This is a genomic window from Maricaulis sp. (assembly GCF_017643475.1).
Lineage (GTDB): Bacteria > Pseudomonadota > Alphaproteobacteria > Caulobacterales > Maricaulaceae > Maricaulis.
The window spans coordinates 188,963-215,170 of sequence record NZ_JAEPNI010000002.1; the positions used below are offsets into that span (position 1 = coordinate 188,963).

The window sequence follows — 26,208 nt, forward strand, 5'->3', positions numbered from 1 at the left end:
CCTTCGGGGTGAGTCTTAAACCCCCTCGTCCCGTTCTTCCGGTGCCAGCGGGAAACACATGGCGGCCCGCAGGCCCGGCCCGTGATCGCCTTCGGCATGTCCGGGACCTTCGCCCAGTTCGAAGCGGCCATTGTGCACATCGACAATCGCCTGCACGAGCGACAGCCCGAGGCCAGAACCGGGCAGGGTCCGTGAATTGTCCAGGCGCACAAAACGCTGGGTCACCCGCTCACGATCCTCGGTCGGAATACCCGGGCCTGTATCGGTGACTGAAAACTCGGCACAGCCTTCCGAATTCTGGCGCAGACGCAGGGTCACGGCGCCACCGGACGGTGTGTATTTCACAGCGTTGCCCAGGAGATTATCCAGCCCCTGCAACAACAGGCCGCGATCGGCGAAGACTTCCATGCCCCGCTCGACTTCCAGAGAGAATTCCAGGCCCTCATCCTCACACACATATTCATAGGTCTCGGCCAGGTCCTCGGCCACGACAGCAGGATCCATGCGTCCGATCGTCTTGCGGCTTTCGCCGGACTCCAGGCGCGAGAGCGAGAGGATGGAGTTGAAAATGCCCAACAACTCATCGGTATCGGTAACGGCGCGTTCCAGCGTTTGCTCGCGGGCAACCAGATCGCCTTCCTCACGCAGCGCCTCGTCCAGGCGGTTGCGCATGCGTGTGAGTGGGGTTCTCAGGTCGTGGGCGATACTGTCACCGGTATGACGCATGCGGTGCATCAGCGCCTCGACCCGGTCGAGCATGTTGTTGAAATTCTCGGACAGCTCGTCCAGCTCGTCGCCGGTATTGTTGCGCGGCGCCCGTCGGGTCAGGTCACCGGCCCGGACATTCCGCGCCACGTTGTTGATCGCGTCCAGTCGGGCGACAAACCGCCTCGAGATGAAGATGCCACCGGCGACCCCCAGCGCCAGGGCCAGGGCAGAGGCCGCAAAAATGGTGTTGAGCATCCTGCCGACTAGCGAATTCTCCTCGTCGACATCCAGTCCCACAAACAGCTGATATCCGCTGGGCAATTCGACCAGGCGGCCACGCGCGGCACGCGTATCCTTCTCGTCGTCCTCGGCCGTCGCCCCCGCCACGACCGGGCGGCGATAGGTGAATTGCAGGCGCCCCTCATTGTCCGGAACAGTCTCGGGAAGATCGGACAGATTGCCCGACAGGCTGCGCCCGGACGGGTGCACCAGCAGATAAAGATAATCCGCCCCACCCCCGACAGTGCGCTGCAGAATGTAGCGGTTGATCGAGCGGATGCCGCCAGCCTGGAAACGTGCCTCGAGCGCCGTCACCTCTTCATTGATGGAGGCGTCGGCCCGACGCAGCATCATTCCCGCCGATGCCACATAGACAAAGGCGAGAATGACGAAGCTGGACAGGGCGAACAGCGCCGCCGACAGCATGGTCTGTCGGAAGGCTGTTGTCCGCAAGAATGCGGGACTGCGCGCACTCACCCCGGTTTACGCCTGCAGGCGGTAGCCGGCGCCGCGAACCGTGTGCAACAGCGAACGCGGGAACGGCTTGTCGATTTTCGAGCGCAGGCGGGAGATGTGCACGTCGATGACATTGGTCTGGGGGTCGAAGTGATAATCCCAGACTTTTTCCAGCAGCATGGTGCGGGTCACGACCTGGCCGGAATGCTTCATGAGAAACTCCAGCAGGCGGAATTCGCGAGGTTGAAGCAGGATTTCCTCCTCGCCGCGATTGACCGTGCGAGCCAGCAGATCCATTTCCAGATCACCGACAACCAGCTTGGTGCGCACGGTTTCCGGATCCCGGCGACGGGCCAGGGCCTCGACGCGGGCCAGAAGTTCGGCAAAGGCGTAGGGCTTGACCAGATAGTCATCGCCACCGGCCTTGAGACCTTCAACGCGGTCATCCACCTCGCCCAGGGCGGAGAGGATAAGAACCGGGGTGTGGTCATCGTCCTGACGCAGGGTTTCCACCATCGTCAGGCCATCCATGCGCGGCATCATGCGGTCAACGACCAGCACGTCATATTCAGCGGCGCGAGCCATTTCCAGGCCTTCCGAGCCGTCGACCGCGTGATCGGCCACATGACCGGATTCACGCATGCCCTTGCGGATATAACTCGCCGCTTCGCGGTCATCTTCTACAATCAGAATACGCATGTTGTGTCCCTCTGTTCTTGTACTTATTCGTCGTCGAGCTGGAGAGCGGAATAGCGTTGCCCGCCACGCCCTTCGACCAGGAGGAGGATGGCTGAACGGCCATCGGTGCGGGCTTCCTCGACGACATTGCCCAGGGTTTCAGTATCGGTCATCGCCTGACCGCCGGCTTCCAGGATGACATCACCGCGGGCAAAGCCCTTTTCAGCAGCTTCACTGCCCGGATCGACCTCTTCAACAACCAGGCCGGTCTGGTCCGCGGACAGGCCGCGCATCTCGCGCAGCTCGTCGGTCAGCGGTGCCAGGCTCATGCCGAAATAGCGGCTGACCTCGACCGTCTCGTCTTCCGTGCTCGGCATCTCGTTCAGATCATTTTCGCTGGGGCGATCGCCCAGGCGCACACGCAGCGTCTGTTCCTCACCATCACGCAGGATGGTGAAACGGACACGCTCACCGGCCGCGATATCCGCGATACGGCGGGTCAGATCGCGGGAGCTTTCCACGTCATTGCCGTTGACGGCCAGGATGACATCCTCACGCTGGAAACCACCCTCGTCAGCAGGGCCGCCCGCCACGATGGAGCTGACGATGGCACCGGTACGGCCCTCGATGCCCATCGCGGACGCGATATCCTCGGTAACGTTCTGAATCTGCACGCCAAGCCAGCCGCGCGATACACGGCCGCCTTCACGCAGCTGGTCAATGATGCGCGAGGCAACATCAGACGGAATGGCAAAGCCGATACCGACATTGCCGCCAGTCGGAGAAAAGATCTGGGAGTTCACACCCACGACATTACCGGCGAGATCAAAGGTCGGACCGCCGGAATTACCGCGGTTGATCGGCGCGTCGATCTGCATGAAGTCGTTATAGGTGGAATTGCCGATCTCGCGCCCGGTCGCAGAGATGATACCGGCCGTTGCCGTACCGCCCAGGCCGAACGGATTGCCGACAGCCACGACCCAGTCGCCCACGCGATATTGCGGATTGCGATCCAGCGTTACATAGGGAAATTCAATGTCCTCATCGACCTTCAGTAGGGCCAGGTCGGTCTGCGGGTCCAGTCCGATCACACGTGCGGAATAGGTCTCTCCGTCAGACGTGCCGATCTCGATCTCGGTGGCGCCGGCAACGACGTGGTTATTGGTTACGACCAGGCCGTCAGCAGAGATGAAGAAGCCCGATCCCAGCGAACGACGCGGCTGCGGATTGGGCTGGCGTGGCGCCTGGCCACCAAACTGGCGCTCCAGCCACTCACGAAATTGCGGAGGCATTTCCTCGCCTTCCGAGCCCTCAAGCTGGATATCTTCCGGCGAGGCGCTGGCCTGGATGGTCACAACGGACGGGCTGACACTTTCGATCAGGTCTGCAAACGACATCGGCGCGCCGGCCGGAACCGCCGCAGAGAAACGCGGCTGGGACTGTTGGGCATGGGCGGCGGCACCGGTATGGTCAATGACCATGCCTGCTGCAGCCAGGCTCAGCACAGCCAGGGAAACACCACCAAGAATTCCAAGACGTTTTACAGACTTCATGAGAAAGAAAGACCCTTCTTTTTCGAACATGGACGTATCATTGCCAGCCGCGAGTTATCCGTTGGCTGTCCCTTACATTACAACTACATTACAAACCGTAATTTTCCGGTAAGCCGGAATCAGGCCAGTTTCGTGCGCACAACGACCGAGCTGTGCAGGCTTTTGTGCACAGGGCATTTGTCGGCGATTTCCAGCAAGCGACCATGCTGTTCCGCGTTCAGATTCCCCTTCACGCGGATCGTGCGCTCGAAGATATCCACCTTGACGTCCCGGCCCTCGACACAGGTTTCGCAATCTTCCGCATGATCCTTGGCGTGGATGACTTCAACGAGAATGTCATCGATCGGCCAGCCCTTGCGGTCTGCATACATGCGCAGCGTCATTGAAGTGCAGGTTCCCAGCGAGGCGCTAAGCAATTCATAGGGCGTGGGACCGTTACCCGTTCCACCGACCGCGGGCGGTTCACCCGCCAGCGAGACATGACCATTGGCCACGACCCAGTTTTCGTATTTTCCGGCGCCGGTCTCTGAAACCACGACGGTATTCGGCTTCGCCCGAGGCGGCGCGCGACGTGCGGGGGCTGCGAGATATTTGCCGGCCCAGCTGGCGATCATGTCGGCGGCGAAGACGGCGTCCTCTTCCCGGCTCAACAGATGATCCGCACCGTCCAGGCTGACAAAGCTCTTGGGATGCTTGGCTGCCAGGAAGAGACGCGAGGCATTGTCGATCCCGACCGTGGCGTCCACCGGAGAGTGCGCGATCAGCAAGGGTCGGCGCAGACTGGCGAGCGCGTTTTCAAGCGTATGCCCCTGGATGTCCTCCAGCAAATGCTTGCGAATGGTGAAGGGACGCCCGCCAAGCGAGACCTCGGCCACGCCTTCGCGCTCGATCTCCTCGACCCGATCGATGAACTGGTGTTTGACGTGCTCCGCGTCTGATGGCGCGCCCAGCGTCGCGATGGCTTTCACGGACGGCAAGGCACTGGCCGCCGCGATCACCGCAGCACCACCCAGGCTGTGACCGATCAACAGGCTTGGCGCCTCGTATTCGTTCTCCAGGAAACGTGCTGCCGCGACGAGATCATCAATATTCGAAGAAAAATTCGTATTCGCGAAATCACCTTCCGAATGCCCAAGCCCGGTGAAGTCAAAACGCAAGACAGCATAGCCATGCCCTGCGAGTTGCCGCGCGATGCGGTTGGCGGCGAAAATGTCTTTCGAACAGGAAAAGCAATGCGCGAAGATCGCATAACCCAGCGGCGTGCCGGCCGGCCATTCCATACGGGCGGCAAGGGCATCACCTTGTGATCCGGTAAACTCCACGCGAACAGTACTGGCCATGCCAAGCTCCCTGATTGTCTACCAGAGAGCTAGTATCGCGCAGTCAGATCACAACTCAACTCGGCTGACAAAATCGTCAGTAGCCGCCCTCTTGCGCGCTGTCTTCAGCTTCGCCCTCACCCTGCCAGACACCGCTTTCCTGCAGGGCTTCAGCGACCTCCGGCGGCATGTAGGTCTCGTCGTGCTTGGCCAGCACGGTCTCGGCAGTAAACACGGTCGGCGTCAGGAAGGCGCCTTCAACCACAACGCCCTGCCCCTCGCGGAACAGGTCCGGCAGGATGCCTTCATACTGGATCAGCACGTCATTGGCGTTGTCAGTCACGCTGAAGGAGACCAGATCACCATCGCCCGGGTCGATGGAACCGGCCACCACCAGGCCGCCGACGCGGATGCGTTCGCCGATCTCCACGCCTTCCTCGGCGATCTCGGTCGGGGAGTAGAAATAAACCAGAGCATCCTTCATCGCGAACATGGCGAGCGCTATGGCTCCGGCCAGAACAACTCCGGCAACAGCGATAGTGGCGAGGCGGCGATTACGATGACGCATGTTCGGCTCCGGCGAACTTGAAGATCAGGGACAGGTTATTGGCGGGCATGTTGACCCGGCGCTCAAGGGTTAGGCCTCCAGAGGCCATTTCCGCAAGCACGACATCCAGGTCGCGCACCCCCCATTCCGGATTGCGCGATTGCAGGGAACGGTCGAAATCCAGATTGGACGGGGCGGTGGCCTCGCCTTCCTTGTAGGGGCCGTACAGGAAAACCACCCCGTGGCCACTCAACAGCCGACGCGCCTGGGCAGCGATCTGCTGGCACACGCCCCAGGGCGAGATGTGGATGACATTCATGCAGACCAGCGCATCAAAAGGGCCCAGGCCGGCCGCCCAGTCAGGCTGGAGCAGGTTGAGATCCTTCGAGGGCATGATCTGATCCGGCGCGTCCAGGGCCCATGCATCCTGGCTGGCCCGGGAGATGACATCGGGATCACTGGGCTGCCAGAGAAGATCACTGCGACAGGAGACAGCTTCCAGCGCGTGCTGACCTGTGCCGGAGCCAATTTCCAGCACCCGGGCGCCGGACGGCAGGGTCTCGGCCAGCAGTTTCGCGATCACGCCCTTGTTGCGCTCGGCACTGGGCGAGCTCAGGCGATCACCGATCTGCGCGCGCTTTTCCAGCGCGGTGGGCGTGTCAGACGTGTCCATAGGGAGGCAATTAGACAGCCTGCCCGGTCTCGGCAAGCGGCCTTATCGCCGCATCATGCGGCAGCGGCAGAGTTTCCGCGGCGTCGCAGTGTCGCAGCCTCGGCCGTGGCATCGGCAGCTTCGAGCAGCCGGGCGGTAATCATCAGGCCTTCCTGCGCCACATTGCGGTTCTGACCCTCGCTGGAAGCGACCAGGTCGACCAGCAATTCACCGGCGTCTTGCAGGCGTTTGACCGACGCATCAGCGATGCGTTTCTGGGTGCTCGCAACAGCGGCGGCGTTGGCATGCTCGCGAGCCTTGGCGAGGAAATAGATAAGACCTTCGGCGCGATCGACCGAGGCTTCCGGCGGCAATTGTGCCGGGATAATTCGGCCACTCTTGCCACGGCGCGGCTCCGGCAGTCCGGAATCCAGCGCCAGCGGCACTTTCTCGAATACTTTCTCTGTATTGGTCGAGGCTTCGGCACGCAGGCTGAACAGGGCCTGCCCCCAGCGACCAGCCTTGCGGATGCCGAACTCCTGGGTCATGCCCGTGGAATAGGAGACAAAGCGGTCATAACGCTCATAGGTCTTTTTCGCCTCGTCCAGATCAGCTGGCGGCGATTTTAGCTTCGCGGCAAAGAAACCGGTATCAGCAAGCACGGCATCGCCCACAGCAGCCAGCTCGGTCTTGGAGACGACCAGATCATCGCCCCGCTTGCCGATCCGCTCGATGACGCGGAAGATCTCCCAGGGCTGTTCCAGCCGCCCCATGGTCAGCAGCAGCATCCAGACAGCTCCGTCCGGCGCTTCTTCCATCAGCTGTTCGTGCATCTGGGTGATGCGGGTTACCAGGTCTTCATCGAGGTCATAGACCCGTGCCGGCACGCGGTTCATGCAGTCATCAATCGGCTTGGCATTGCGCAGCAGGACCACGGCGTCGCGCAGCATGTCAGCGCTGTCGCCGCCGCCAAAACGCTTGGCCAGTGCCGTCATGTCCTTGGGAACACGCTCGGCTTTCTGGATACCCTCGTTCAGGGCCTCGCCCAGCTGGGCACGGAATTCATACCAGATCTCGTCGGTGGGCGGCTTCTTGCACTTCTTCGCCGTCTCGATGGTCTGTTTGGCCAGGTGACGTCCCAGCCAGCCCCAAAGCTTGCTGACCTGGTCCGGGCTGAAACGGGCACGTGACGGCTGCACGCTGTCCGGATCCCCGATCAGGGGTTTGAGCGGCGCCAGAAGATAGGCCTTGGCGAGAGCGCCCGCGGGTTCCTGGATGGCGTCCTGCAATTCCTTGAAGACACCGATCAGCCGGTTTGACGCCTCGTCCTGCCCCGCAGACGCCTGCGCGGAAGCCACCAGTGCAGAGCGCATATGCACAGGCATGCTGCGCCAGAGCGCTTCCAGCTTTGCTTTCTGGTTAGGCGTTAAACGGGTCATGTATAAGTCAAACCACTGCGATACAGACCACAGTCTTGCCCAAGTACAGTTAATTTAGCTTTATCGAGAAGTTGCCGGAAGTTTTACACTTGCCAGAAGACCGCCCATTTCCGAGCGGGAAAACTCAACCTCGCCCTCATAGGCCTTGGCCAGATCGGTCACGATCGACAGGCCCAGGCCGGAGCCCGGCGCTTTCTCGTCCAGGCGTACGCCGCGCTTGAGCGCCGTCTGTGCCTGTTCATCCGTCAGGCCCGGACCGTCATCCTCGATACGGATTTCCAGCTCCCGGTCGCCCGTGCGTACAGAGCTGACGCGAACCTGTGAACTGGCCCACTTGCAGGCATTGTCCATCAGATTGCCGATCATTTCCTCCAGATCCTGGCGTTCGCCGCGGAAGATCAGACCCGGCTCGATCTCGGCGCTGACAGCGATACCCTGGCGTGAATAGATTTTCTCCAGCGTCCGTGCGAGATCGGACAGCACGCCGCCGGTTTCGGTACGCGCGCCCACGGCCTTGGCGTGAGCCGCCGCCCTCGCCCGGCGCAGATGGTGGTCGACCTGTTTGGACATGATCTCTGTCTGCTTGCCCACCAGTTCGGCGAAATCACCATCCTGGCTGCGCGCCTCATTGGTGAGCACGGCCACAGGGGTTTTCAGGGCATGCGCCAGATTGCCGACATGCGTGCGTGATCGCTCCACCAGCTCGCGGGAATGATCCAGCGTCGCATTGAGCTCGTCGGCCAGCGGCTGCAGCTCGTCGGGGAATTCCCCGTCCACACGTTCGGCATCACCATGGCGCACTTCCGCCACCGTCCGGCCCATGCGCAGGACCGGTTCCAGACCGATCCGGACCTGCAGGAACACGCCCGCCGCGATGGCCGTGGCAAAACCCAGGAACATCAGCCCGGAAGTGATGGCAAAATTGCGCACTTCCCGGTCCGCCGGACTGCGATCCTCCGCCGCCAGCATGAGAGACAGGTTTGTGCGGTTCTGCAGACGCACGGCCTGGGCAACGATACGAAGCGGCTCGCGGTCCGGTCCCTTGGTCTCGCTGGTCAGGATAGCACCGGGCTGGGCCATGGCGCGCTCGATCAGCTCGTAGGGCGCGGCCAGCTGCTCGTCCCACATCGAGCGCGAGACGATGAGGATACGTGTATTGCCGTCCTCGGCCACATCCAGGACTTCCCAGTAACGGCCGGAAAAGACACGTGCGTATTCAGGATCAGAGGGGCGCCTGGCCAAAACGACATCGCCAGCCGGATCGGTTTCCGCAGCGGCTACCAGCGCGCCGACGACACTGGTCAGGCGGCCATCAAGTGTGCGGATAACGGAGCGCTGGTAGAGCGTGGTCAGCGCAATGGCGCCGACCAGCAACAGGACAAAGGCCCAGGCCGCTGCGCCTGCGAACAGGCGGAATGCGAGCGACCTGGGTAACCTCACGAGACCGGTCGAGCCACCGGATCAACCAGGCGATATCCCAGACCGCGCACGGTCTCGATACGGTCAGGCCCGATCTTCTTGCGAAGGCGGCCGACAAATACCTCGATCGTATTGCTGTCACGATCAAAGTCCTGGTCGTAGATATGTTCCACCAGCTCGGTGCGAGAAATCACGCGGTCCTGGTGATGGGCGAGATAGCTGAGCATGCGGAATTCGTGCGAGGTCACCTTGACCGGCGCGCCTTCGATGAAGACGCGGGCACCGCGTGTATCAATGCTCAGATCACCGCATTCAATCGTCGAGGACGTGTGCCCTGCGGCACGACGGGTCAGCGCCCGCAAGCGCGCCAGCAATTCCTCGGTGTGGAAAGGTTTGGTGAGATAATCATCAGCGCCCGCATCAAATCCGGCGACCTTTTCGCTCCACCGATCGCGGGCTGTCAGGATGAGAACCGGGAAGTCCCGGCCCTCGGAACGCCAGCGTTCCAGCACCGTCACGCCGTCCAGCTTGGGCAGGCCCAGATCGAGGACAACAACATCGTAAGGCTCTGTATCGCCCAGGAAATGCCCGTCTTCGCCATCCACGGCGCTGTCCACGGCATAACCGCTGTCTTCCAGCGCTCGGCCGAGCTGGCGGTTCAGGTCCGGATCATCTTCAACGACTAATGCGCGCATGATTCCCTCTCAGCGTTCGAACAGTATAGCGCCAGTACGCGCATCCGCCACAACATCGATCCGGCGACCATCCTCGGTCAGGATCTTGACGATGTAGCGCGGATTGGAACCACCCTCGAGCTCGGCGTCGAGGACGCTGGCTCGCGGATAGCGCTGTCGCACCTGGCTGATGACTCGAATGGCGGGGACGACATCGCCCTGCCGACGCGCATCCCGCGCCTCACCCGCCGTATAGCGGTCACGCGACTGGAACACTTTCGCTTCGAAAGGTTCCGCGATGACAGCTCCCGGTGCGAGCAGAGCGGTGGTTACGCCTAATGTGACTACGAGTTTCTTCAACATGCGACACACACTGCAGGACTGCCGCTGAACGCGGCCTGAACGATATGCTAACACTTTTTCACGCTCAGGACTTCAATCCCTTGCGCGGATCATGCCCGTCAGCGGGGCTCCAGGCTTCCAGGAACTCCTGCAAGGCCTGGTCACGCTCCGGCAGGGAAATCATCAAACGGATGATCTGGTCGCCGCGCGCACCCTTGGCACTTGCAAACCCCTTGCCACGCAAACGCAGCAGACCGCCACTGTTGGAACCGGGCGGAATACGCACATCCACATCACCATCGATCGTGGGTATGCGCACCTTGGCGCCCATCGCCGCTTCTTTCAGTGTGATGGGCAGATCCAGCATCACATTATCGCCCTCGCGGGAGAAATACTTGTGTTCGCGGATGCGGATCTCGACCAACGCATCGCCCTGGGCACCACCAGTGGCAGATGGGTGGCCCTGGCCGCGCAGGCGCAGCACCTGTCCCTCGCTGGCACCCGGCGGAACAGCCACGTCCACGGACCGGCCACCGGGCAGGACAACGCGGTGTTTGCCGCCCTCGGCCGCCTGCATGAAATCCAACACCAGGCTCTGGCGAAGATCTTCTCCCTTGCGGCGCGGCTGATGACTCTGCTGGGCACCGGCTGCACCGAAATCGGTAAACAGGTCGGAGAAGATATCGCCGATATCGTCAAACCCGCGCCCGCTCTGGCGCCCCTGGCGGAAATTGAACGGGCTGCGTTGATGGCGCCCGCCCCCCATGCCTCCGGACGCATATTGTGAGCCCAGGCCCGCGCGCGCAGCCGCATCGTATTCGGCGCGCTTGTCTGAATCAGACAGCAGGTTGAAGGCCGCGGAGACATTCTTGAACCGCTCTTCGGCGGCCTTGTCACCCGGATTGGCATCCGGATGCAGCTCCTTCGCAAGCTTGCGGTAAGCCTTGCGAATCTCCTCCTGGGAGGCAGTCTTGGAAACACCGAGTGTCTTGTAGGGATCGTCCATGCAGAGCGGTCCGGTTGCGCGTTACTTTCCCCATGCATGTAAGGGGCTTTGGGGCGGATCGCAAAGCCTGCTCACAGCATCACTTCCAGCCGGGCCGGATGGCCTGCGCCCGCCCGGTCGGAAATCTGCGCGACTTCGATGACACAAACCTCATCGCCGCCGGCAGAAGAGCTGAGGATTTCCAGCGCCGGCAAGGTGAGCTGCGGTGTGTCGGTCTGCGTGGCCCAGTCACCATACCCGTCCCGTCGCAGGCTGACACGATAGGCTTCGGTCACCTCCCCAAGCGGCAGGGGGTGAATATCCCAGCGGTCACCATCCACACGGGTTCGCCGCCGCCAGCGCAGCACGCCCGCTTCCAGCCGCAAATGCACCGGCGCAAACGGTTTGAGCCCGCCGTGTTGAGGCAGGACATTCGCCATCGTCGCATCCGCCTCGCCAGCGCCCGTCAGACGCGCCTGCACACTTACCTGCCGCCCGATCTCACTGTCCCTCGGCGCCAGCGTGCCGACAGCATCATCGAGAAGCACACAGATAGCGCCCGTCTCAGCTGTGCCCTCGGCAAAACTGCCATGCAGGCCCCGCAACAGGCGGCTCAGGCGATAACGTCGAGGCGCGATCATCTCGGCGCGGGCAAATTGCAGGATTTCCCAACGCCCGTCCGATTGCTGGACCGCCAGCCTGTTGGCGCCATTGAGCACGGCCCGGTCTGTATGGCTGGCCAGCTCGCCACGCACCAGATCCAGCTCCATCACTGCCGCCTCGTCCCAGCGCCCCAGCGGCCCGGGCGCAAGCGGAGTGGTCAGCACGCCCATCACCGCATGCCGAGGCAATTGCAGGCGAGCCGTCCAGCCCGCAGACGCACTGCCGGTCGAGATCAAAAGCGGCGCCTGGCCCTGGCGTGTGGCGGCAGCCACCCAGAGCCCCGCCTCCGCCAGGTCCATCACGGCGAGCACCGGTCGGCTGGGGCTCGCAGGTCCTGTTCCGCTCGCGCTGCGGGAGGCCCTGTATTCAGCCTGGCCAGTCTTCACAGGCCGGACCAGTTGCGCGCGCAGCTCGGCCTGGCGATCCAGCGCACTGACCTGCCAGCGCTCTTCATCGACAAGCAGGACATCGCCCGGTTCAACCGCCAGCGCCTGTGGCGGCAGGACGATGCGTCGGCTTTCCAGCTGCATGTTCGCCATGCCCAGCCGGTCCTGCGCCAGGGCGCGTGCCAGGCCTTCATCCAGCAACAACCGTCCGGTGAGGGCCAGTCGGCGGTGACCGCCAGCCTCCCCGTCCGCCCAGACCCAGCCGGGCTGATAGGCCTTGCCGTCATCGACAAAGGACAGGCTGACATCGCCAAAACGCGCATCACTGGTGGCCGGGCTCAATTGCAGATCTGCTTCGCCCGCCAGATAGGCCGGATCTTCCAGCGTGATCTCGCCCGCCCCGAGCCCGGACGATACAAAGGCCAGCCGGTCCACCCGAGGCCAGGCTTCGATGCCCAGCAGCGACAGCAAGGGTTCAAGGCCAGCCCGTGCTGCCGTCAGCCCGTGCATCGCATAACCGGACACCATGCCCAGTGCAGCGCTCGTATCGACCTCGGAAAGCCCTGCCTGCGCACAGATCTCGGTGATGACCTGACCGACCGGTACAGCCCCAACTCGCCCGTTGAGCCAGTGCCCGCGCTGCCAGTTCTCATTGTCGGACCAGATGTCCCCGCGGGAGGGAAATTCCGGGAAGGGCCGCGCATCCCAGGCCCAGACATGCACCCAGTCCGGCATCACCATGGGGCCGGCATAGACCGGCGACACCGGATTCCCGGCCCCGCCCTCACCCCAGTGTGACAACAGCGCCATCAAGGCGCGGCGCTGCAACAGGTCATCGCGCGCACCACTGGAGAAATGCGGCAAGGCACTCTCGGAACTCTTGGGATCAAAAAACACATTGGGCTGGTTGCTGCCCTTGTCGACCGCAGGAAAGCCCACCTCGGTCAGCCAGACAGGCTTGCCCTTCGGGACCCAGTCCGTTGGCACAGCGGAACGCACACCGTCCGGGCGATCATGATGGGCATTCTCCCACCAGCCTCGCAGATCCTTGATGCGCCAGATCCAGCCCTCGCCATGCGCCAGATCCTGAATCGGCGTGCGGACCTGGGCCGCGCGATCAGTCTCGCACGCGTAATACCAGTCATACCCCTCACCGCTGCTCAGCCCCGCCGCCAGATAATCCGGATCGTGAATGCGCTCTGCCAGGGCGCTGTCGAGATGCCCGGGCGTGTCACGCCAGTCCGTCATCGGCGCGTACCAGTCGATGGCAACAGCATCGATCTCGGCGCAGGCCCAGAGCGGGTCGAGATGGAAGATCCGCTCGCCGCCCTCACCCCACACACCGGCATATTCGCTCCAGTCCGCAGCATAGGAGAGGCGGCAATCCGGGCCGAGCAATTGGCGCGCTTCAACCGCCAGCGCGACCAGTTCTGAAACAGCGGGAAAGACACCGGCTTCGCTCGAGGTCGTCAGCGCGACCATTTCCGATCCGATGAGAAACCCGTCCACACCGCCAGCCGCCTTGGCCAGCGCCGCACAGTGCAGGATGAAACGCCGGAAGCGCCAATCCGCGGGACCCGCATAACTGACTGCGGCCGAAGTCGTGGTGAAATCCGCCGCGCTGGCTGTGCCGAAAAACTCGGCGATCTGACCGGCAACAGCCGGCCCTGTCTGCGCCGTGATCCGTCCGCGCCAGGGAAAGGCCGCCTGCTCTGCCCCGCCATGCGGGTCGGGCAGGCCATTGCCCGCCGGGATATCCATTAGGATGAAGGGATAGATCGTGACGGCAAAACCGCGCGCCCTGAGTTCACCGATCAGGGCGATCACTCCGGCATCGTCCGGCGTGCCACCGTAAACCGGCCGGCCTTCCAGCGTACCGACAAGCCAGGCAGAACCGCGATCCTCGCCCGCCACCGACCACTCAACGGGACGCGTCTGCTTGTCCCGGGTTTCGACCCCGGGCCGGATCTCGCATTCCCCGCAGCGCAGATCCGTACCGAACCAGCTCAGCACCAGCTGCACCGAACGGCAGGCCGGAAGATCGCGCTGCAGCTGGTCCAGCGCGCTCAATACATCCGCCTCACCGCTCCAGGAGTGCCGATTTTCGGCCAGCTCATCGCCCGGTCCCAGCAAACGTTTCACCGGCTGGGTCGTCAGGGAAAACTCGCCACTGCCCGGGATCAGGTTGACGCCGCGCACCAGGTTTTCCAGCGCGCCCGTCTCACCCTGGCGAAAAACCTCGAAGGAAAAATTGGGAATGCGATGACCGAAGGGCTGCAGCGCCAGATCCTCCAGCACGACATAGGCCGTATCGCGGAAAGCGGGCGCGTCGGCGCCCTCGATCGTCTCGATCAGCGGGTCAGCCTCTTGCGCGGGCGTGCCGGTATAAAGCCGCATGTTGAGCGTCGAGACGTCGAGCGGTTCGCCATTGGCCCAGATCCGGCCGATGCCAGAAATGACGCCCTCGCAAAGTCCGACGGCCAGGCTGATGGAATAGGTATACTGGCTCGACCCTCCCCCGCCCTTGCCACCGCTGGAGTGTTCGTGCTCGCGATAGTTCGACGCCCAGATCACCTCACCAGCCAGGCGATAACGCCCCCAGATCCGCGCCATGGGCGAACCGGAGACCGAGGTCTGGATATCCAGACTGTCAATCCGCGGCCCGTCCGGCGCTCCCGGCGCAAGCGCGTGATGCACGGCGGCCTGGGCCAGGCGTGGCAGGACATGCCGGGCCGTCTCGGCACCGACCCTGAGCAGCATTTCTCCCATCTCAATCCTCCAGATCCGGAAAGCTGAAAGCCGCGACCCAGCGGGCCTGCCACCAGGGGGTCAGCGCGGTCTCGGCAACGGCGCGTCCCCAATAGGCGTGGATGATGCGGCCGGGTGCAGACAGGATGGCGCAGTGTTTGGCTGGCCCCTCCCGGCGCGGCCGGAAGAGCAGGACATCGCCGGGCGCTGCTGTTTCGAGACATCTTTCCTGGAAGTATTGCCGGGCCGCGTCGAGCAGGGTTTCCTGCCCGCTTCGCTCGGCCCAGTCGGGGGTATAGGCGGGCAATGGCTGAGGCTCCGCGCCCACCTGCTCGCGCCAGATGCCGCGGACGAGCCCGAGGCAATCACAACCCGCCCCACAGCAACTGGCCTGGTGGCGATAGGGCGTTCCGATCCAGCGACGGGCGCTGGCGATGATATCCGCGCGCCTCATCCGCCCAGCCCCCGTGATCCGCCATCACGCGCGTTCTCATTGGCGGGGCTGGCGATCAGCACGTCATTGCCGACGAGATAGGGAAAACCACGGAAGTTGGATGTGTTGGAAAACCGGTCGCGACAGGTCGCGAAAGCCCGGTCACAGCCCAGAGGGTAGTTCGCGTGCATAGCTTCGACACCACAACGCACATCTCCCAGGCTGGCATCACAGCTGCGCGCGAACACGCGGCCGATCTGGCGCTCCAGCCTGTGTTCCCGTCCCAGCAGCTCGACTTCGCAGCCCTGGTTGAAAATCGCGACTGCCCCGAACCACCAGGCCTGGACGCGGACATTCTGGTCCGGCGCAGACCAGTCGGCACGCAACAGCTCGACCTGTGTCTCGTCCCACACTCCGGCCCGTAATTCGCCCAGCGTGATGCGATCATCCTCCAGCACCAGGCTCAGCCCGGCCTGGTCGGGGGCCAGACCTGTTTCCGTTTCAGCATCGGGAGACGCCATGCGGGCCATGGGCAGAAAACCGAGCCCGTCGATCTCCAGCGCCTGGTCATGGTCACAAAAGCCCAGTTTGAAACCGTCCGGCCGCGTCAGGCGCCAGCACCAGCACAGCGTGGATGTCCCGGCTTCCAGCTGGGCACTGATGGATGGGGGAATTGTCAGCATGTCAGCTCCTCACCTCGACCAGCGGGATTGACGGCACCTGGCCGGCGCGGACATGGTCAAGAGCGATGTCCAGCTGGTCGGTGTCGAAACGCACGGCACAGTCAAAACGGAACCCAGCCGTGATGGCCTGCCCGGCTGCGGGCGGGCTGGCAAAGTCGATCTCGCCGGTCAGCGTGTCGACCTGTGGCGAGACGGGACTGCCATCCAGGGCGACGAGAACCGAACCCGCCACGGGCCTGGTGATCACGCGCGTCCAGCTTTCCCTGCCGCTGGCATAGCGCTTGGTCAGCCGGAAACGGGTCGTGCTGCCATCCCCTGTTCCCACAGGCTGGTCCAGCGCTGAAGGCGTCTGTGAGGGGCGGCAGGACTGGTAATCCAGCGGATCACGGAAACGGAAGGTGTGCAATCGTCCGCGCCGCGCTTCGAAAAAATCGATCAGGGCGGCGATATCGTCCAGCGTCTGGACGGCGAGGCCGATATCCCAGCGCCGCTGGCTGTCGGCCCAGGGCGTGTTGCGCTGTTCACGGCCGGAGGCCAGGCGGGTGATGTCGGTGCGGCGCTGCGGGCCGCCAACCGCGCCCAGGCTGATCGCAAACGGCAGGCTGATGTCATGGAAATCACTCACAGGTATCGGCTCCCTTTCTGGACAGCGCGGGCGATCTGGCGGGCGAGACGCGTGGCACTGGGTGGATTGCCGGCCTCAATGGCAGGCATGGCGAGATTGACGGTGATGCCCGGTTCCAGTGGCTGGACCTGCGCGCCCATGCCCGGCATGAGGATTTCCGGACCACGCTCGCCCACCAGATATGCCCCTCCCGCTGCGACCGGCCCGCCCTCGGCGCGGGCGCCAGTGACTGCCGGTGGCGATGGGGCAAGGGCGCCCAGCGCCGGTTGGACAACAAACCGGTCGACGGCCAGACGGGCGAGATCGGCGAGGATGGACTGGGTCATGCGGGAAAAATCCAGCTCGCCCGAACGGGCCGCAGCCGCGAGCGAACGCTCAATGCCCTGGCCGGCCCGTTCAAACGCGGCCTCGATCGTGACGGCAGCTTCGCTGGCCGGGCCATCAGCGAGGTCCTGCAAACGGGTCGCGGCGGTTTCAGCCTTGCGGTTCATGTCGGTCTCCGGATGTGTGGTTTTCGATCAGCGTGTTGAGTTCCGCGCGGGAAAGCGGTCGGCGGGCCGCGTCCGGTTCGGTCAGGGCGCGCCATTCGCGCAGGCTCAGCGCCCAGAACTCTGCCGGTGTCAGGCCCAGCCGGGCTGCCAGCGCCAGGGCGGCGGTCCAGTGGGATCCGCTCACACCAGATCCTCCAGCGCCTGTTCGATCGCATCCTGGATTTCAGGGATCGCCGCAAGATTATTCGCAAGCGAAACTTTTTCACTGGACAGGATCTCGAACAGGCGTTCCAGACGGTCCTGCGGGGACTGATCTGTTGGCAGGGCCTGCAAGCGCGCCAGCCCGGCCATGGTCAGGCAGAGCAGATAGCTGCGTCCGCCCAGTTCCAGCGAAACCTCGCCGCGTGCCGGATTGGCCATCATGTGGCTGTAAAAGCGAGTTCGCCGGCAGAGGCGAGGCTGATCGACCAGCTCGCCTCGCCGTCGAAACGCCCGGAATAATCCAGCGCCGCGACGAGGAATTTCCCGGCCATCACCCCGGCCCCCGCCAGGACGAGCTGCCAGTCCGCAGCCTGCTGGTCAAAAAAGAGCTGGCGCAGGCGGATGGCGGCGGCGTCATCAACAAACACCCCGGCCCCGGAGATCGTGCAGGTTTTCAGCCCCACGCCTTCCAGCAGCTCGCGCCAGCCCCCGGCACTGTCGGCATGGGTGACGTCAACGGTGCGGGCATTGAGCGACAGGGTGCGCGTGCGCAACCCGGCCACCGGGGCAAAGGCCTGCGGCTCGGCGCCATCGCCCAGTTTCAAAAGCAGGTCCCGGCCTGCAGCAATACTCATGATGTTGGCTCCTCGATCTGCCCCATGACAGCGCGCAGGCGGATCAGTCCGCGACGCACGCCGAGGCGGTTGGTGTTGAAGGTGTCGGTGAAAACAGGGACCAGGCTGATGACACACCAGGGCGCCGCCACATTGATGGTCAGCTGGCGCAGGAGGGTGCGCAGCTGACCGGTCAGCGCCGGGGCATCACCCTCCTGTTCCCAGACCATGAGGTCCTGGCGCAGCTCGATCAGATCGACCCCGTCGGCAGATTTGTCAGAGGTCTGTGCCCTGCCCCAGCTAAGATGAGGAAAGGCCAGGTGACGGCTTGGCCGGTCGGCCAGGCGCAGGGGATCACCGAAGAGGGCCTGCGCTTCCGGCGAAGCGGCCAGCGCAGTGCTGATGGCCTCGCGGATGATCTGGCTGGCCGCGCTCACAGGCCCGCCCTCCGCCAGGGGGCCAGCAACAGCGAAACGGGCGACGGCAAGGCTACGCCTTCAGGCTCGCGGGATGGCGTCAGCAAGAGATGTTCAGCCAGCCCGGCGACGGCTTCACACAGATCCGGCGGGACAGCAGAGGCCTCAACGCCAAAGCCGGCCCTGTAACGAATTTCCAGCCCGTTGGCAGGACTGCCAATTGTGGGGAAACTGCCCGCTGGTCGGGTCACCAGCCAGGCAGATCGGACATCCCGCACCAGCTCATAGGCGCTGGCCGCCCAGATCTCTGACGTGCCATCCGCCGCGGTGATGCTGACGCTCTCAACCGCGATGACCGGGCCAAGGCCCAGCCGGAACCGCGTGCCAAACGCGCTTAACCGCCCACCCTCGTGCCAGCTGTCGTGGCGCTCAATCCAGCGCTGTTCGATCAGCGCCAGGCCGCATTCGGCCTCGACGCGTCGGCGGCTTGCCGATATGACCGCCTGTATTCGGTCGTCCTGGTCGGTGTGGGTGAATCGCAAACGCGCCTTCATCCCGGCCAGCGTGACCGGCTCCAGCGCCGGCGGCTCTGCGAGTTCGAGGGACATGGGTTTTCCTGTCGGGGTTGGGAATGACGAACAATGCCATCAACGCCCTCATCGCCTGGACACTGGCGATCGGCATTTGTGCATTGGTCACCCTTGCGAGCGGCTATGGATTTCTGAGCCTGTTCAGCGCGATAGCCGAATTTGCTGAATCAGAACCGGAAGTTTTCTGGGCGATTTGGAGCGTTTTGGGCCTGATCGGGGCGTTTTTCGCCCTCAGACCGCTTGAGAACTTCATCCGTCATCTCGGCTACGGGCTTAAGTCCGTTGAAGAAACGACAAAACTCTCGAACGGCGATGCGATCAGCGATGAAGCAGAAAATGCCCTCGCCGATCGCCTCCGCGACGAGCTTGGAAAAGACTAGGCCGCGCTGAATTTGAGCAGTTTGATGGCGTCAAAATCCTGCACGCCACCGGCCACGCGTTTGGTCGTGTAGAACAGCACATAGGGTTTTGCGCTGAACGGATCGCGCAGCACTTCCACACCCTGGCGGTCGATGATCAGATAGCCCTTGCGGAAATCTCCAAAAGCAATCGCACTCGCATTGGCAGCGATATCGGGCATGTCTTCCGCCTCGCTGACCGGATAGCCCAGGAGGGTGGACGTGCCGGCCTCGCTGAGACCGGGCTGCCAGAGATAATTGCCATCCGCGTCCTTGAAGCGGCGCACGGCGGAGACCGTGCGGCGGTTCATCAGGAAACGCCCGCTGGCCCGATAGGCATTCTTCGGCGCATAGATGAGATCGATCAGCGCATCGCCGGGATCGGTGGCGGCGAAACCGCCCTCCACCCCCGTCGCCACATAACCCAGCTCACCCCAGGCCTGCCCCCCCTCGACATTGCATGTATAGCTGAGGAAACCGCGCGGTTTGTTGACCCCGTCACCGGAGATGAAGGCAGCGCTTTCCTGGGCGGCAAAGACATCGCGGATCTCATCCGCCAGCCATTGGTCGATATCGACCATGGCATCATCCAGCAATTGCTGGGTCGCGGCGGGCATGGCGTAGAGCTCGGCGGCCGGAAAATCGAGCAGGTCGAGATCCGGTGAAGTGGTTTCCGGGCGGGCGGCCGTCTCGGTGACCCAGCCCGATGCAGCCCCGCCTCGCGAGACCGGCTTGCGGAAGACCGCGGCAGAGGAAGACCGTACGCTGGCGATGGCGCGCAGCGGCGAAGCCTCGGCCAGCTGGCGGTCGATCAGGGCCTCGGTCTCCTGCGGCACAACATATCCGCCCTCACCCGCCGTACCGGCATTAAGCGATTTGGCCTCCTGAAAGGCCGCCACATCGCCCTGGCGCACATAGCGCTGCCAGCCGGGATTGTTGAGCTTGTCGGTGCCACTGACCGCCGGGCGTTGCTGGTCCAGAAGCAGACGATCCAGCGCGGTTTTCTGCTGGTCCAGCGCCGCATCGATGCGCGAGACCTTGTCCTCGAGCAGGATATCGGCGCTGGCGCGTTTCTCGATCTCGCCGAGACGCTGGTCATTGGCGGACTTGAACGCCTCGAAGGCGGTCATCACCTCGGCCAGGGCGGCACGGGTTTCGGTGGAGACAGGGGTCATTTTCACTTCCTTGGTCATGGAGAATTCCTGTGGGGTTCAAGCAGCCCGGCGGTCGCTGGCGGCCAGGGAAAGCCGGGCCTGGGGCAGCATCGGAAAGGTGACGATCGAGACTTCCCAGAGCTCGATCGCCTCGAGAAAACGCCCGCGCGACGGGCGCGGACGGGAGGAACGGGTGCGAAATCCGATGGACAGGCCATTGAGCGCACCGCGCCGGACAAGCGCCTGCACGGAGCGGGACTGTTCGCTGGCATCCACGATCTCGCCCTCGACCCACAGCCCTTTCCTGTCCTGGCGTATGATCTGCCAGCGTCCGACCGGCTCGGTTGGCTCGTGCTGGTAGAGCATGGGGACGTTGCGCCCGGCTGTACGCCCGCCAGCTAGCCCGTCAGCAAAGGCGCCTGGCAGGACGATATCGCCGCTCAGATCTTCCAGGTTGAACAGGCTGGCATAGCCTTCAATTGCCAGAGACGACATCAATCATCCTCCATGCGCTGTTCGATACGATTGAGGCTCTGGCGGACCAGGCGCATCTCGGTTTCAACCCCGGCCAGTCGCTCGGCAAAGGGCGAGGCGCGCACGCTGGCGCGTTCAAGGTGATTGAGACGTTCGCCCACACGCCCGGCCCAGATCAGGGCGCCGGAAGTCTGCACCAGGATGGCGATCAGTACGCCCAGCGTGATCTGGCGTTGCAGGTGCCAGCGTGGATTATCCGTCATCGCCACCTCCGCGGTGAGCGGCCGTGACCTGTGTGGCCCTGCCCAGCCAGGGACGCAGCCAGACGGTCAGCGCAGCGGCTGTCTTGTCGACCAGCGGGTCGATGGTCTGGCTCCAGAAGGCCTGGTTCGCCTCGACATAGTTCGCATACGTATTATCGCCAGGAAGTCCAAGCAGAAGCGGTGGCACACCCAGGGCCAGGGCGATCTCGCGCGCCGCCTCGCGCCGGGCCTGGACAAAATCCATATCCGCCGGCGTCAGCGACATGGGTTTCCAGTCCAGCCCGCCTTCCAGCAACATGGGACGGCCTGCATTCTCGGGGCCGGAATGGGTCTCGCCCAGCTCGGACTTGAGCCGCTCATACTGTTCCACACTCAACCGGCCATCGGCATTGTCGACCACCAGCGCACCGGAGGGGCGCGCGGCATTGTCCAAGAGAGACTTGGCCCAGCGTCCGCCCGCATTGTGCAGGTCCAGCGCCGCCGCTGCTGCCTGCAGCGGGGAATAGCCATAGGCGTCATCCGCCGGCGAAAAGAGCCGCATGTGAAACAACGCGCTGCGCTGGGTCACGGGATCGCGCTCGAAGACACGCTTGTGTTCCCCGGCGCGGTATTCATAGAGCTGCGGCCAGCCGCGCACGCCCGGCACTGCCCGCACCCGGTCGGGGCGCAGCACATACATTTCGCGCGGACGCCCCTCCAGCGTGGACAGTTCGACATAGGCGTTTCCAGCCAGGATGAGATGGCCGTAAAAACTCTCCCAGAATTCCGGACCGGACTGGTCTGGATTGGGGCCAGCCAGCAATTGCGCGGCAGGCCCGGGCGACGCGAGGGTCCGGCTGGCGGCGGCCTCGGCAATGAGGCGTACACAGCGATGCACGATGGCATTCCGCTCATAACCGGTCCGCACCAGGCCCTGCACATCGCGCACGATGCGGTTCACGGCCGTATTGCGGGCCAGTTCATACAGTGCGCGCGGCACACCACTCTTGCTCTCCCGCCCCAGCAGGCGGTCGATCCATCCGGGCATAAGCCCCTCCCTTGAAATTGAAATGTCTAGAGACGCCGCAGGCGCGGCATGGCCGGACTGGCCAGCAATAAGGCACTGATCGCCCAGACCAGCGCATCCACCCGGTCGGGGCTGGACGCCGTGCTGCCCGGCGCGCCAAAGGCACACATCTGGTCTTCCAGGGCGCTGAACCGCCCGGCATGAAAAACCCGTCCCGCGCTGTAGAGCGCAGCAACCGGCTCGGCCCGGGTCCGCTTGCCCCGGGTGGCGTGCACGCGCCTGACGGGAACGTTCGGGTCAATCGTGGCTATGATTTCGGACACCATCTCACCACCCTGATTGCTCTCGGCAACCACGGCATCGGCCTGGTGCGCGTGCCAGGCCGCCACCACGCGCTCGGCCCAGTCTGCAGGCGCTGCAGGACCGAAACTCTCATCCGCCAGCACAAAGGCCCGCCGCGCATGCCCCTCGCCCACAGCGCCGGCCACGACGATGCCGCACTCGTCGGAGCGGGCATGCGAGGTCACCGGCGGGTCGACGGCCACGATCAGGCGATCAAGATCCGGCGGCGGAGCGACGAAGGCCGCTTCCACCTCGCTGCGTTTCCACAGCGCTCCGGGCGGATCATCGATCAGCAAGCCTTCCAGTTCCTGGCGCCCCAGAACACTGCCGCCGTAAGCGGCCTGCATGGCCGTCACAAACCCCGGCGCGAGATGATCGGCATTGGCCGAGGTCGGCTGATGCGTCACGCGCACACCGGACTGTTTCAACAGGGCCTTCAGCGCCGCGATGGGCCGCGGTGTCGTGGTGATGACGATGCGCGGATCACTGCCCAGACGCACCCCCATGCGCAGCGTATCCAGCGCCATCTGTGGATCCGGCCAGGCCGCAAATTCGTCGATCCAGGCGAGCTCGAATTGCGGCCCACGCAACCCGTCCGGGTCTGTGGCGGAAAAGGCAAAGGCCTCTGCGCCATTGGGCCAGACCAGGCGATGGCGGCTGCTCTCGTAAACCGGCCTCTCATCGGGCGGGCCGATGGAACGCAGGCCGGAGACCCCTTCGATCATCACTTCGCGCACATCAGAGAAGGTCGGCCCCACCAGCGCCACCCGGCGTGCACCCTCGAGAATGCGGCCGCGGACCCATTCAGCCCCCGCCCGGGTCTTGCCCGCTCCGCGGCCGCCCAGGAACAGCCAGGTGTGCCACGCCCCGCCCGGGGGGATCTGGTTCTCGTGCGGGCTCCAGCCCAGCTCCAGCATGCGGCGGGCGGACCGGGTCGCATCCTCTTCCCTTTTCAAGGCGAGCAGCTCGGCGGAAGACCAGGGCACGCTCAATATATTTTCGCCGAACTTCACGGCGCAGGGCCTGATGGTCTCCAGGATCTGTTGTATCGTCTTGGGTGTTGTCACTCATCGTCTCTCGACTTTGTTGTTCAGCCTCGATGGCCTTGGCCATGGCGGTAATGCCGGCAGCCAGGCGCGCAGCTTCGGCGGGCGATCCCAGCATGAGTTCGGCATCTGCCCGCGCCACCAGGCGCTGCAGGGCCACTTCACGCAGGGCGCGCCATTGATCCTCGTCCAGGGCGGCCAGGCGGCGCATGCAGCGGGCCGTCCAGTTCTTTGAACGGCCAGCCTCCCGGGCCACGGCCTCAAGCGAGGCACCGCCCTGGTATTTGCGGAAAAAGGGGAACCAGTCCGCATTGTCGCGGAAGCGTCTGTCGGTTTTTCTGGGCATAGCGATTTATACCCCGCGGCTGCATGCCCGGGATTGTTTCGCAGATGAAATTGAAAAACGTCACATTCTCAGTGACCTGCCCCCGTGTCGCAACGGGATTGGCCCCGCACTATCCTCAGGCAGCAGAGCCCAGGTCCAGCTTGCGGCCGGTGAGGGAGAGTTTGGAAATCTCGGCCATGGCGCGGGACGCGTTGACGAACTGGAGCTCCATGCCCTTGTTCACAACGGTATCGTGCAGGACCATCAACAGGCCCAGCGTGGTGACATCGGCGCGGCCGAGCTTTTTCAGATCGAGACGCACACGTTCGGCATCGCTTTTCTCGATCATCTCGATGAGGGATTTGAAGCTCTGGTGCTCCTTGAAGGCCAGCTGACCTTCCAGTTCGATCACCAAGGCATCTCCGTCACGCCGCGTCGTCTGGCGCAGCTCGGTCGTCTTCGCTGTATTTGTCGACATGCCCGTGTCTTACCCTGCACTGGCGCCGCAAGATCCGCCCCCCAAAGGCGATATCTGTCTCACGCTCGTGAACTGGAGACGGAGAAATATCCCATTTGTCTCCAATTTTATACAATATCCAGCTTGTTTAGTTAAAATTCGGTGCACCGATATAGTATAATATAAGTATGCTCTTTGTTCGCCGATAGCAGCAACAAGCATTGCACCAACTATACTGAGCATCCCTCGGCCAGACCTTTCGTTTCGCGAGAACAACTCGCTTGCATCCGCCCGATGCCTCTGGATGATAGCGACTGGGATGGGGGAAATTCATGTTGGCGTTTTGGGTTCTGCTGGCCGCGCACGCCATGTCGTCGGCTAACCAGCTGAGCGATCTGCCTGAAGTTGAGATTCGTGAGGAAATCGTCGGGGATTTCGATAATGACGGTACGCAGGATATCGTCCGGCTGACTATGGACGATGAGGGCTGGGTCCGGATCACGGCAGAGCTTTCATCCGCCGGCCTTGTCGAAATCCATTCAGACCACCGATCGAGTGGCAGCGGGCTTGGCATTGAGACGAGCGAAGACGGGCTGATCCGCTATCACTACAGCAGCAATGTCGCCAGCCGCGGAAACTGGGCCAATGCTGATACGCTCGAGTATCGCGGTGACGCCTTCTATATCGTCCATCGCACGACAAGCTGGCGTGATGGCAATAACCCGTCCAACCGGGGCGAGTGCGACTTCGACCTGCGGACCGGCGAAGGCGTTCGCAACGGCGTTGAAGTCAGCGCAGATATCGAACCGAGGCGATGGAGCCCATCGACCGCTTCAGGAGATCTCGTCAGCGCGGCGTGCCGCGAATTCGTGCAGGACGATGTCGTGCTGTCAGGCGGTTTCGACGGAGACGGCAGTGATGACCGTGTCACGCTGGACGGTGGAAGCTTTGCGGCAAGCCTGACAATTGAGACGAGCAGGAATGATCCCCAACGCTATTCACCCATGTTCATCGGGTCTGGGCACGAGATGGCGCTGACGTCGCACGGCTCGATCCAGGTGAGCTGGTGGCATTCGTTCGGGCCTGTCAACCACGCTCCGATGACAGCGACGATCGCCTATCGCGATGGTGCATTCCGCGTGGCCGGTCTGACCCGCGAGGCGATGCAGGTCGGATATCCGGTGACGGTTATCCCGCGCTGTGATGTGAACTTCCTGACCGGGCGGGGCGAAATGGGTGGTGAAAGCTTCACCACCGATCTGCCGGCCATTACCCTGGAACAGATGGCTGCTCACGCCCTTGAAACCGGTGAACTGGCCAATTACCCGCCGCAATGCGGTGGACCCGCGGAAGACTGAGCCCGGGCGCGCCGGCGCCTAGTCCTCATCGCCTTCGCCGGGCCATTCCACGATGTGTTTGTCCCACTCGATCTCGCCGGAGAAACTCTCCTCCGAGCGCACCTGGTTGATAACCGACATGCCGGCCTTGTGCGTGCTGTCCGGATCGCCGGTGACCAGCGGATGCCAGTCGTAAAGATCCTTGCCCTCGGCCAGCAGGCGATAGGCACAGGTCTTCGGGATCCAGGGCAATTCGTGCACGCTGGTCGGGGTCAGCACAACGCAATCGGGGACCACGGTCTTGCGCAGCTCGTACTGCTTGCAGCGGCAGGTCGTCGGGTTGAACAATTTGCAGCTGACATCGGTTTCCAGACGCAGGCCCGTATCCTCGTCTTCCAGCTTGATCAGACAGCATTTTCCGCAGCCATCACAAAGAGATTCCCATTCATCACGGGTCATCTCTGATAGAGTTTTCATCTTCCAGAAAGGCAAGGACATGGATATC

Annotated in this window: 31 protein-coding genes; 3 read left to right on the forward strand and 28 right to left on the reverse strand. The window is 63.4% G+C overall.

The annotated features are described in order from the left end of the window. Positions 1 to 15: 15 nt before the first annotated feature. The 21 genes from JJ889_RS08135 to JJ889_RS08235 all read right to left on the reverse strand — a co-directional run bounded on the left by JJ889_RS08135 (position 16) and on the right by JJ889_RS08235 (position 18,919). Positions 16 to 1,440, reverse strand: a complete 1,425-nt coding sequence (locus JJ889_RS08135; RefSeq protein WP_291893562.1) for a HAMP domain-containing sensor histidine kinase — start codon at positions 1,438 to 1,440, stop codon at positions 16 to 18. Positions 1,441 to 1,470: 30 nt separating this feature from the next. Beyond that, a complete protein-coding gene (locus JJ889_RS08140) occupies positions 1,471 to 2,142 on the reverse strand; it encodes a response regulator transcription factor (RefSeq protein ID WP_291893565.1) in 672 nt (223 codons plus the stop codon). 23 nt (positions 2,143 to 2,165) lie between these two features. Beyond that, positions 2,166 to 3,674, reverse strand: coding sequence for a Do family serine endopeptidase (locus tag JJ889_RS08145; RefSeq protein ID WP_291893568.1), 1,509 nt, complete (start codon positions 3,672 to 3,674; stop codon positions 2,166 to 2,168). A gap of 119 nt (positions 3,675 to 3,793) precedes the next feature. Next, entirely contained in the window at positions 3,794 to 5,014 is a 1,221-nt protein-coding gene (locus JJ889_RS08150; protein WP_291893571.1) for a bifunctional alpha/beta hydrolase/OsmC family protein, read from the reverse strand. A 76-nt stretch (positions 5,015 to 5,090) separates the two neighbouring features. Further along, on the reverse strand, positions 5,091 to 5,561 hold the full coding sequence (gene ccmE / locus JJ889_RS08155) for a cytochrome c maturation protein CcmE (RefSeq protein WP_291893574.1): 471 nt from the start codon (positions 5,559 to 5,561) through the stop codon (positions 5,091 to 5,093). Then, the gene (locus JJ889_RS08160) at positions 5,548 to 6,213 is read right to left on the reverse strand and encodes a DUF938 domain-containing protein (RefSeq protein WP_291893577.1); all 666 of its coding nucleotides are present in this window, start codon (positions 6,211 to 6,213) and stop codon (positions 5,548 to 5,550) included. The genes ccmE and JJ889_RS08160 overlap by 14 nt, the downstream gene beginning before the upstream one ends. A gap of 53 nt (positions 6,214 to 6,266) precedes the next feature. Beyond that, positions 6,267 to 7,631, reverse strand: a complete 1,365-nt coding sequence (locus JJ889_RS08165; RefSeq protein WP_291893580.1) for a hypothetical protein — start codon at positions 7,629 to 7,631, stop codon at positions 6,267 to 6,269. 60 nt (positions 7,632 to 7,691) lie between these two features. Beyond that, positions 7,692 to 9,071 carry a sensor histidine kinase gene (locus JJ889_RS08170; protein WP_291893583.1) on the reverse strand — a complete coding sequence of 460 codons (1,380 nt, stop codon included), beginning with the start codon at positions 9,069 to 9,071 and terminating at the stop codon, positions 7,692 to 7,694. Beyond that, positions 9,068 to 9,745 (reverse strand): response regulator transcription factor, encoded by a 678-nt coding sequence (locus JJ889_RS08175; RefSeq protein WP_291893586.1) that lies wholly within the window; start codon positions 9,743 to 9,745, stop codon positions 9,068 to 9,070. The genes JJ889_RS08170 and JJ889_RS08175 overlap by 4 nt, the downstream gene beginning before the upstream one ends. Before the next feature lie 9 nt (positions 9,746 to 9,754). Beyond that, positions 9,755 to 10,087: a PepSY domain-containing protein gene (locus JJ889_RS08180; RefSeq protein WP_291893589.1), complete on the reverse strand. Its 333-nt coding sequence runs from the start codon at positions 10,085 to 10,087 to the stop codon at positions 9,755 to 9,757. 64 nt (positions 10,088 to 10,151) lie between these two features. Further along, positions 10,152 to 11,072: a DnaJ C-terminal domain-containing protein gene (locus tag JJ889_RS08185; RefSeq protein WP_291893591.1), complete on the reverse strand. Its 921-nt coding sequence runs from the start codon at positions 11,070 to 11,072 to the stop codon at positions 10,152 to 10,154. Between the two features lie 71 nt (positions 11,073 to 11,143). After that, positions 11,144 to 14,869 carry a glycoside hydrolase/phage tail family protein gene (locus JJ889_RS08190; protein WP_291893594.1) on the reverse strand — a complete coding sequence of 1,242 codons (3,726 nt, stop codon included), beginning with the start codon at positions 14,867 to 14,869 and terminating at the stop codon, positions 11,144 to 11,146. 1 nt (position 14,870) lies between these two features. Beyond that, positions 14,871 to 15,302 (reverse strand): NlpC/P60 family protein, encoded by a 432-nt coding sequence (locus JJ889_RS08195; protein WP_291893596.1) that lies wholly within the window; start codon positions 15,300 to 15,302, stop codon positions 14,871 to 14,873. After that, positions 15,299 to 15,964 carry a DUF2163 domain-containing protein gene (locus JJ889_RS08200; protein WP_291893599.1) on the reverse strand — a complete coding sequence of 222 codons (666 nt, stop codon included), beginning with the start codon at positions 15,962 to 15,964 and terminating at the stop codon, positions 15,299 to 15,301. Before JJ889_RS08200 ends, JJ889_RS08195 begins: the two co-directional genes overlap by 4 nt. A gap of 1 nt (position 15,965) precedes the next feature. Further along, positions 15,966 to 16,589 (reverse strand): DUF2460 domain-containing protein, encoded by a 624-nt coding sequence (locus JJ889_RS08205; protein WP_291893602.1) that lies wholly within the window; start codon positions 16,587 to 16,589, stop codon positions 15,966 to 15,968. After that, a complete protein-coding gene (locus tag JJ889_RS08210; protein ID WP_291893604.1) occupies positions 16,586 to 17,080 on the reverse strand; it encodes a phage tail tape measure C-terminal domain-containing protein in 495 nt (164 codons plus the stop codon). The genes JJ889_RS08205 and JJ889_RS08210 overlap by 4 nt, the downstream gene beginning before the upstream one ends. Further along, positions 17,064 to 17,264 carry a phage tail assembly chaperone gene (locus JJ889_RS08215; protein WP_291893607.1) on the reverse strand — a complete coding sequence of 67 codons (201 nt, stop codon included), beginning with the start codon at positions 17,262 to 17,264 and terminating at the stop codon, positions 17,064 to 17,066. Before JJ889_RS08215 ends, JJ889_RS08210 begins: the two co-directional genes overlap by 17 nt. Further along, on the reverse strand, positions 17,261 to 17,500 hold the full coding sequence (locus tag JJ889_RS08220) for a hypothetical protein (protein WP_291893609.1): 240 nt from the start codon (positions 17,498 to 17,500) through the stop codon (positions 17,261 to 17,263). The genes JJ889_RS08215 and JJ889_RS08220 overlap by 4 nt, the downstream gene beginning before the upstream one ends. Continuing rightward, positions 17,500 to 17,916 (reverse strand): phage major tail protein, TP901-1 family, encoded by a 417-nt coding sequence (locus tag JJ889_RS08225; RefSeq protein WP_291893612.1) that lies wholly within the window; start codon positions 17,914 to 17,916, stop codon positions 17,500 to 17,502. Before JJ889_RS08225 ends, JJ889_RS08220 begins: the two co-directional genes overlap by 1 nt. Next, entirely contained in the window at positions 17,913 to 18,332 is a 420-nt protein-coding gene (locus tag JJ889_RS08230; protein ID WP_291893615.1) for a DUF3168 domain-containing protein, read from the reverse strand. Before JJ889_RS08230 ends, JJ889_RS08225 begins: the two co-directional genes overlap by 4 nt. Continuing rightward, positions 18,329 to 18,919, reverse strand: coding sequence for a hypothetical protein (locus JJ889_RS08235; protein ID WP_291893618.1), 591 nt, complete (start codon positions 18,917 to 18,919; stop codon positions 18,329 to 18,331). The genes JJ889_RS08230 and JJ889_RS08235 overlap by 4 nt, the downstream gene beginning before the upstream one ends. Positions 18,920 to 18,942: 23 nt before the next feature. Between JJ889_RS08235 and JJ889_RS08240 the strand changes: the two genes are divergently transcribed. Next, positions 18,943 to 19,281: a hypothetical protein gene (locus JJ889_RS08240; RefSeq protein ID WP_291893623.1), complete on the forward strand. Its 339-nt coding sequence runs from the start codon at positions 18,943 to 18,945 to the stop codon at positions 19,279 to 19,281. Here the strand turns inward: JJ889_RS08240 and JJ889_RS08245 are convergent. The 5 genes from JJ889_RS08245 to JJ889_RS08265 are packed head-to-tail and all read right to left on the reverse strand — an operon-like array spanning position 19,278 to position 23,455. Further along, the gene (locus JJ889_RS08245) at positions 19,278 to 20,492 is read right to left on the reverse strand and encodes a phage major capsid protein (protein WP_291893627.1); all 1,215 of its coding nucleotides are present in this window, start codon (positions 20,490 to 20,492) and stop codon (positions 19,278 to 19,280) included. The genes JJ889_RS08240 and JJ889_RS08245 overlap by 4 nt on opposite strands. An 18-nt stretch (positions 20,493 to 20,510) precedes the next feature. Continuing rightward, positions 20,511 to 20,948 (reverse strand): HK97 family phage prohead protease, encoded by a 438-nt coding sequence (locus tag JJ889_RS08250; protein ID WP_291893630.1) that lies wholly within the window; start codon positions 20,946 to 20,948, stop codon positions 20,511 to 20,513. Next, a complete protein-coding gene (locus JJ889_RS08255; protein ID WP_291893632.1) occupies positions 20,948 to 21,190 on the reverse strand; it encodes a hypothetical protein in 243 nt (80 codons plus the stop codon). Before JJ889_RS08255 ends, JJ889_RS08250 begins: the two co-directional genes overlap by 1 nt. Beyond that, positions 21,180 to 22,217, reverse strand: coding sequence for a phage portal protein (locus JJ889_RS08260; protein WP_291893634.1), 1,038 nt, complete (start codon positions 22,215 to 22,217; stop codon positions 21,180 to 21,182). Before JJ889_RS08260 ends, JJ889_RS08255 begins: the two co-directional genes overlap by 11 nt. A gap of 26 nt (positions 22,218 to 22,243) precedes the next feature. Beyond that, positions 22,244 to 23,455 (reverse strand): terminase family protein, encoded by a 1,212-nt coding sequence (locus tag JJ889_RS08265; RefSeq protein ID WP_366940088.1) that lies wholly within the window; start codon positions 23,453 to 23,455, stop codon positions 22,244 to 22,246. 109 nt (positions 23,456 to 23,564) lie between these two features. On the opposite strand from JJ889_RS08265, the gene JJ889_RS08270 reads away from it, so the two are divergent. Next, a complete protein-coding gene (locus tag JJ889_RS08270; RefSeq protein ID WP_291893640.1) occupies positions 23,565 to 23,819 on the forward strand; it encodes a hypothetical protein in 255 nt (84 codons plus the stop codon). A gap of 226 nt (positions 23,820 to 24,045) precedes the next feature. Here JJ889_RS08270 and JJ889_RS08275 read toward each other — a convergent pair whose 3' ends face one another. Then, complete coding sequence (locus tag JJ889_RS08275; RefSeq protein WP_291893642.1) at positions 24,046 to 24,387, reverse strand: STAS domain-containing protein; 342 nt, start codon at positions 24,385 to 24,387, stop codon at positions 24,046 to 24,048. A gap of 311 nt (positions 24,388 to 24,698) precedes the next feature. Between JJ889_RS08275 and JJ889_RS08280 the strand changes: the two genes are divergently transcribed. After that, positions 24,699 to 25,724 (forward strand): hypothetical protein, encoded by a 1,026-nt coding sequence (locus tag JJ889_RS08280; protein WP_291893645.1) that lies wholly within the window; start codon positions 24,699 to 24,701, stop codon positions 25,722 to 25,724. Positions 25,725 to 25,742: 18 nt separating this feature from the next. Here JJ889_RS08280 and JJ889_RS08285 read toward each other — a convergent pair whose 3' ends face one another. Then, on the reverse strand, positions 25,743 to 26,201 hold the full coding sequence (locus JJ889_RS08285; RefSeq protein WP_291893650.1) for a YcgN family cysteine cluster protein: 459 nt from the start codon (positions 26,199 to 26,201) through the stop codon (positions 25,743 to 25,745). Positions 26,202 to 26,208: the final 7 nt, after the last annotated feature.

What these genes read in the sequence shown, in the direction of transcription:
- JJ889_RS08140 (WP_291893565.1), bottom strand. Translation starts at nt 2,142, where the DNA reads ATGCGTATTCTGATTGTAGAAGATGACCGCGAAGCGGCGAGTTATATC.
- JJ889_RS08145 (WP_291893568.1), bottom strand. Translation starts at nt 3,674, where the DNA reads ATGAAGTCTGTAAAACGTCTTGGAATTCTTGGTGGTGTTTCCCTGGCT.
- JJ889_RS08150 (WP_291893571.1), bottom strand. Translation starts at nt 5,014, where the DNA reads ATGGCCAGTACTGTTCGCGTGGAGTTTACCGGATCACAAGGTGATGCC.
- ccmE (WP_291893574.1), bottom strand. Translation starts at nt 5,561, where the DNA reads ATGCGTCATCGTAATCGCCGCCTCGCCACTATCGCTGTTGCCGGAGTT.
- JJ889_RS08160 (WP_291893577.1), bottom strand. Translation starts at nt 6,213, where the DNA reads ATGGACACGTCTGACACGCCCACCGCGCTGGAAAAGCGCGCGCAGATC.
- JJ889_RS08165 (WP_291893580.1), bottom strand. Translation starts at nt 7,631, where the DNA reads ATGACCCGTTTAACGCCTAACCAGAAAGCAAAGCTGGAAGCGCTCTGG.
- JJ889_RS08175 (WP_291893586.1), bottom strand. Translation starts at nt 9,745, where the DNA reads ATGCGCGCATTAGTCGTTGAAGATGATCCGGACCTGAACCGCCAGCTC.
- JJ889_RS08180 (WP_291893589.1), bottom strand. Translation starts at nt 10,087, where the DNA reads ATGTTGAAGAAACTCGTAGTCACATTAGGCGTAACCACCGCTCTGCTC.
- JJ889_RS08185 (WP_291893591.1), bottom strand. Translation starts at nt 11,072, where the DNA reads ATGGACGATCCCTACAAGACACTCGGTGTTTCCAAGACTGCCTCCCAG.
- JJ889_RS08190 (WP_291893594.1), bottom strand. Translation starts at nt 14,869, where the DNA reads ATGGGAGAAATGCTGCTCAGGGTCGGTGCCGAGACGGCCCGGCATGTC.
- JJ889_RS08195 (WP_291893596.1), bottom strand. Translation starts at nt 15,302, where the DNA reads ATGAGGCGCGCGGATATCATCGCCAGCGCCCGTCGCTGGATCGGAACG.
- JJ889_RS08200 (WP_291893599.1), bottom strand. Translation starts at nt 15,964, where the DNA reads ATGCTGACAATTCCCCCATCCATCAGTGCCCAGCTGGAAGCCGGGACA.
- JJ889_RS08210 (WP_291893604.1), bottom strand. Translation starts at nt 17,080, where the DNA reads ATGAACCGCAAGGCTGAAACCGCCGCGACCCGTTTGCAGGACCTCGCT.
- JJ889_RS08220 (WP_291893609.1), bottom strand. Translation starts at nt 17,500, where the DNA reads ATGGCCAATCCGGCACGCGGCGAGGTTTCGCTGGAACTGGGCGGACGC.
- JJ889_RS08225 (WP_291893612.1), bottom strand. Translation starts at nt 17,916, where the DNA reads ATGAGTATTGCTGCAGGCCGGGACCTGCTTTTGAAACTGGGCGATGGC.
- JJ889_RS08235 (WP_291893618.1), bottom strand. Translation starts at nt 18,919, where the DNA reads ATGTCCCTCGAACTCGCAGAGCCGCCGGCGCTGGAGCCGGTCACGCTG.
- JJ889_RS08240 (WP_291893623.1), top strand. Translation starts at nt 18,943, where the DNA reads ATGACGAACAATGCCATCAACGCCCTCATCGCCTGGACACTGGCGATC.
- JJ889_RS08245 (WP_291893627.1), bottom strand. Translation starts at nt 20,492, where the DNA reads ATGACCAAGGAAGTGAAAATGACCCCTGTCTCCACCGAAACCCGTGCC.
- JJ889_RS08250 (WP_291893630.1), bottom strand. Translation starts at nt 20,948, where the DNA reads ATGTCGTCTCTGGCAATTGAAGGCTATGCCAGCCTGTTCAACCTGGAA.
- JJ889_RS08255 (WP_291893632.1), bottom strand. Translation starts at nt 21,190, where the DNA reads ATGACGGATAATCCACGCTGGCACCTGCAACGCCAGATCACGCTGGGC.
- JJ889_RS08260 (WP_291893634.1), bottom strand. Translation starts at nt 22,217, where the DNA reads ATGCCCGGATGGATCGACCGCCTGCTGGGGCGGGAGAGCAAGAGTGGT.
- JJ889_RS08265 (WP_366940088.1), bottom strand. Translation starts at nt 23,455, where the DNA reads ATGCTGGAGCTGGGCTGGAGCCCGCACGAGAACCAGATCCCCCCGGGC.
- JJ889_RS08270 (WP_291893640.1), top strand. Translation starts at nt 23,565, where the DNA reads ATGGTCTCCAGGATCTGTTGTATCGTCTTGGGTGTTGTCACTCATCGT.
- JJ889_RS08275 (WP_291893642.1), bottom strand. Translation starts at nt 24,387, where the DNA reads ATGTCGACAAATACAGCGAAGACGACCGAGCTGCGCCAGACGACGCGG.
- JJ889_RS08280 (WP_291893645.1), top strand. Translation starts at nt 24,699, where the DNA reads ATGTTGGCGTTTTGGGTTCTGCTGGCCGCGCACGCCATGTCGTCGGCT.
- JJ889_RS08285 (WP_291893650.1), bottom strand. Translation starts at nt 26,201, where the DNA reads ATGTCCTTGCCTTTCTGGAAGATGAAAACTCTATCAGAGATGACCCGT.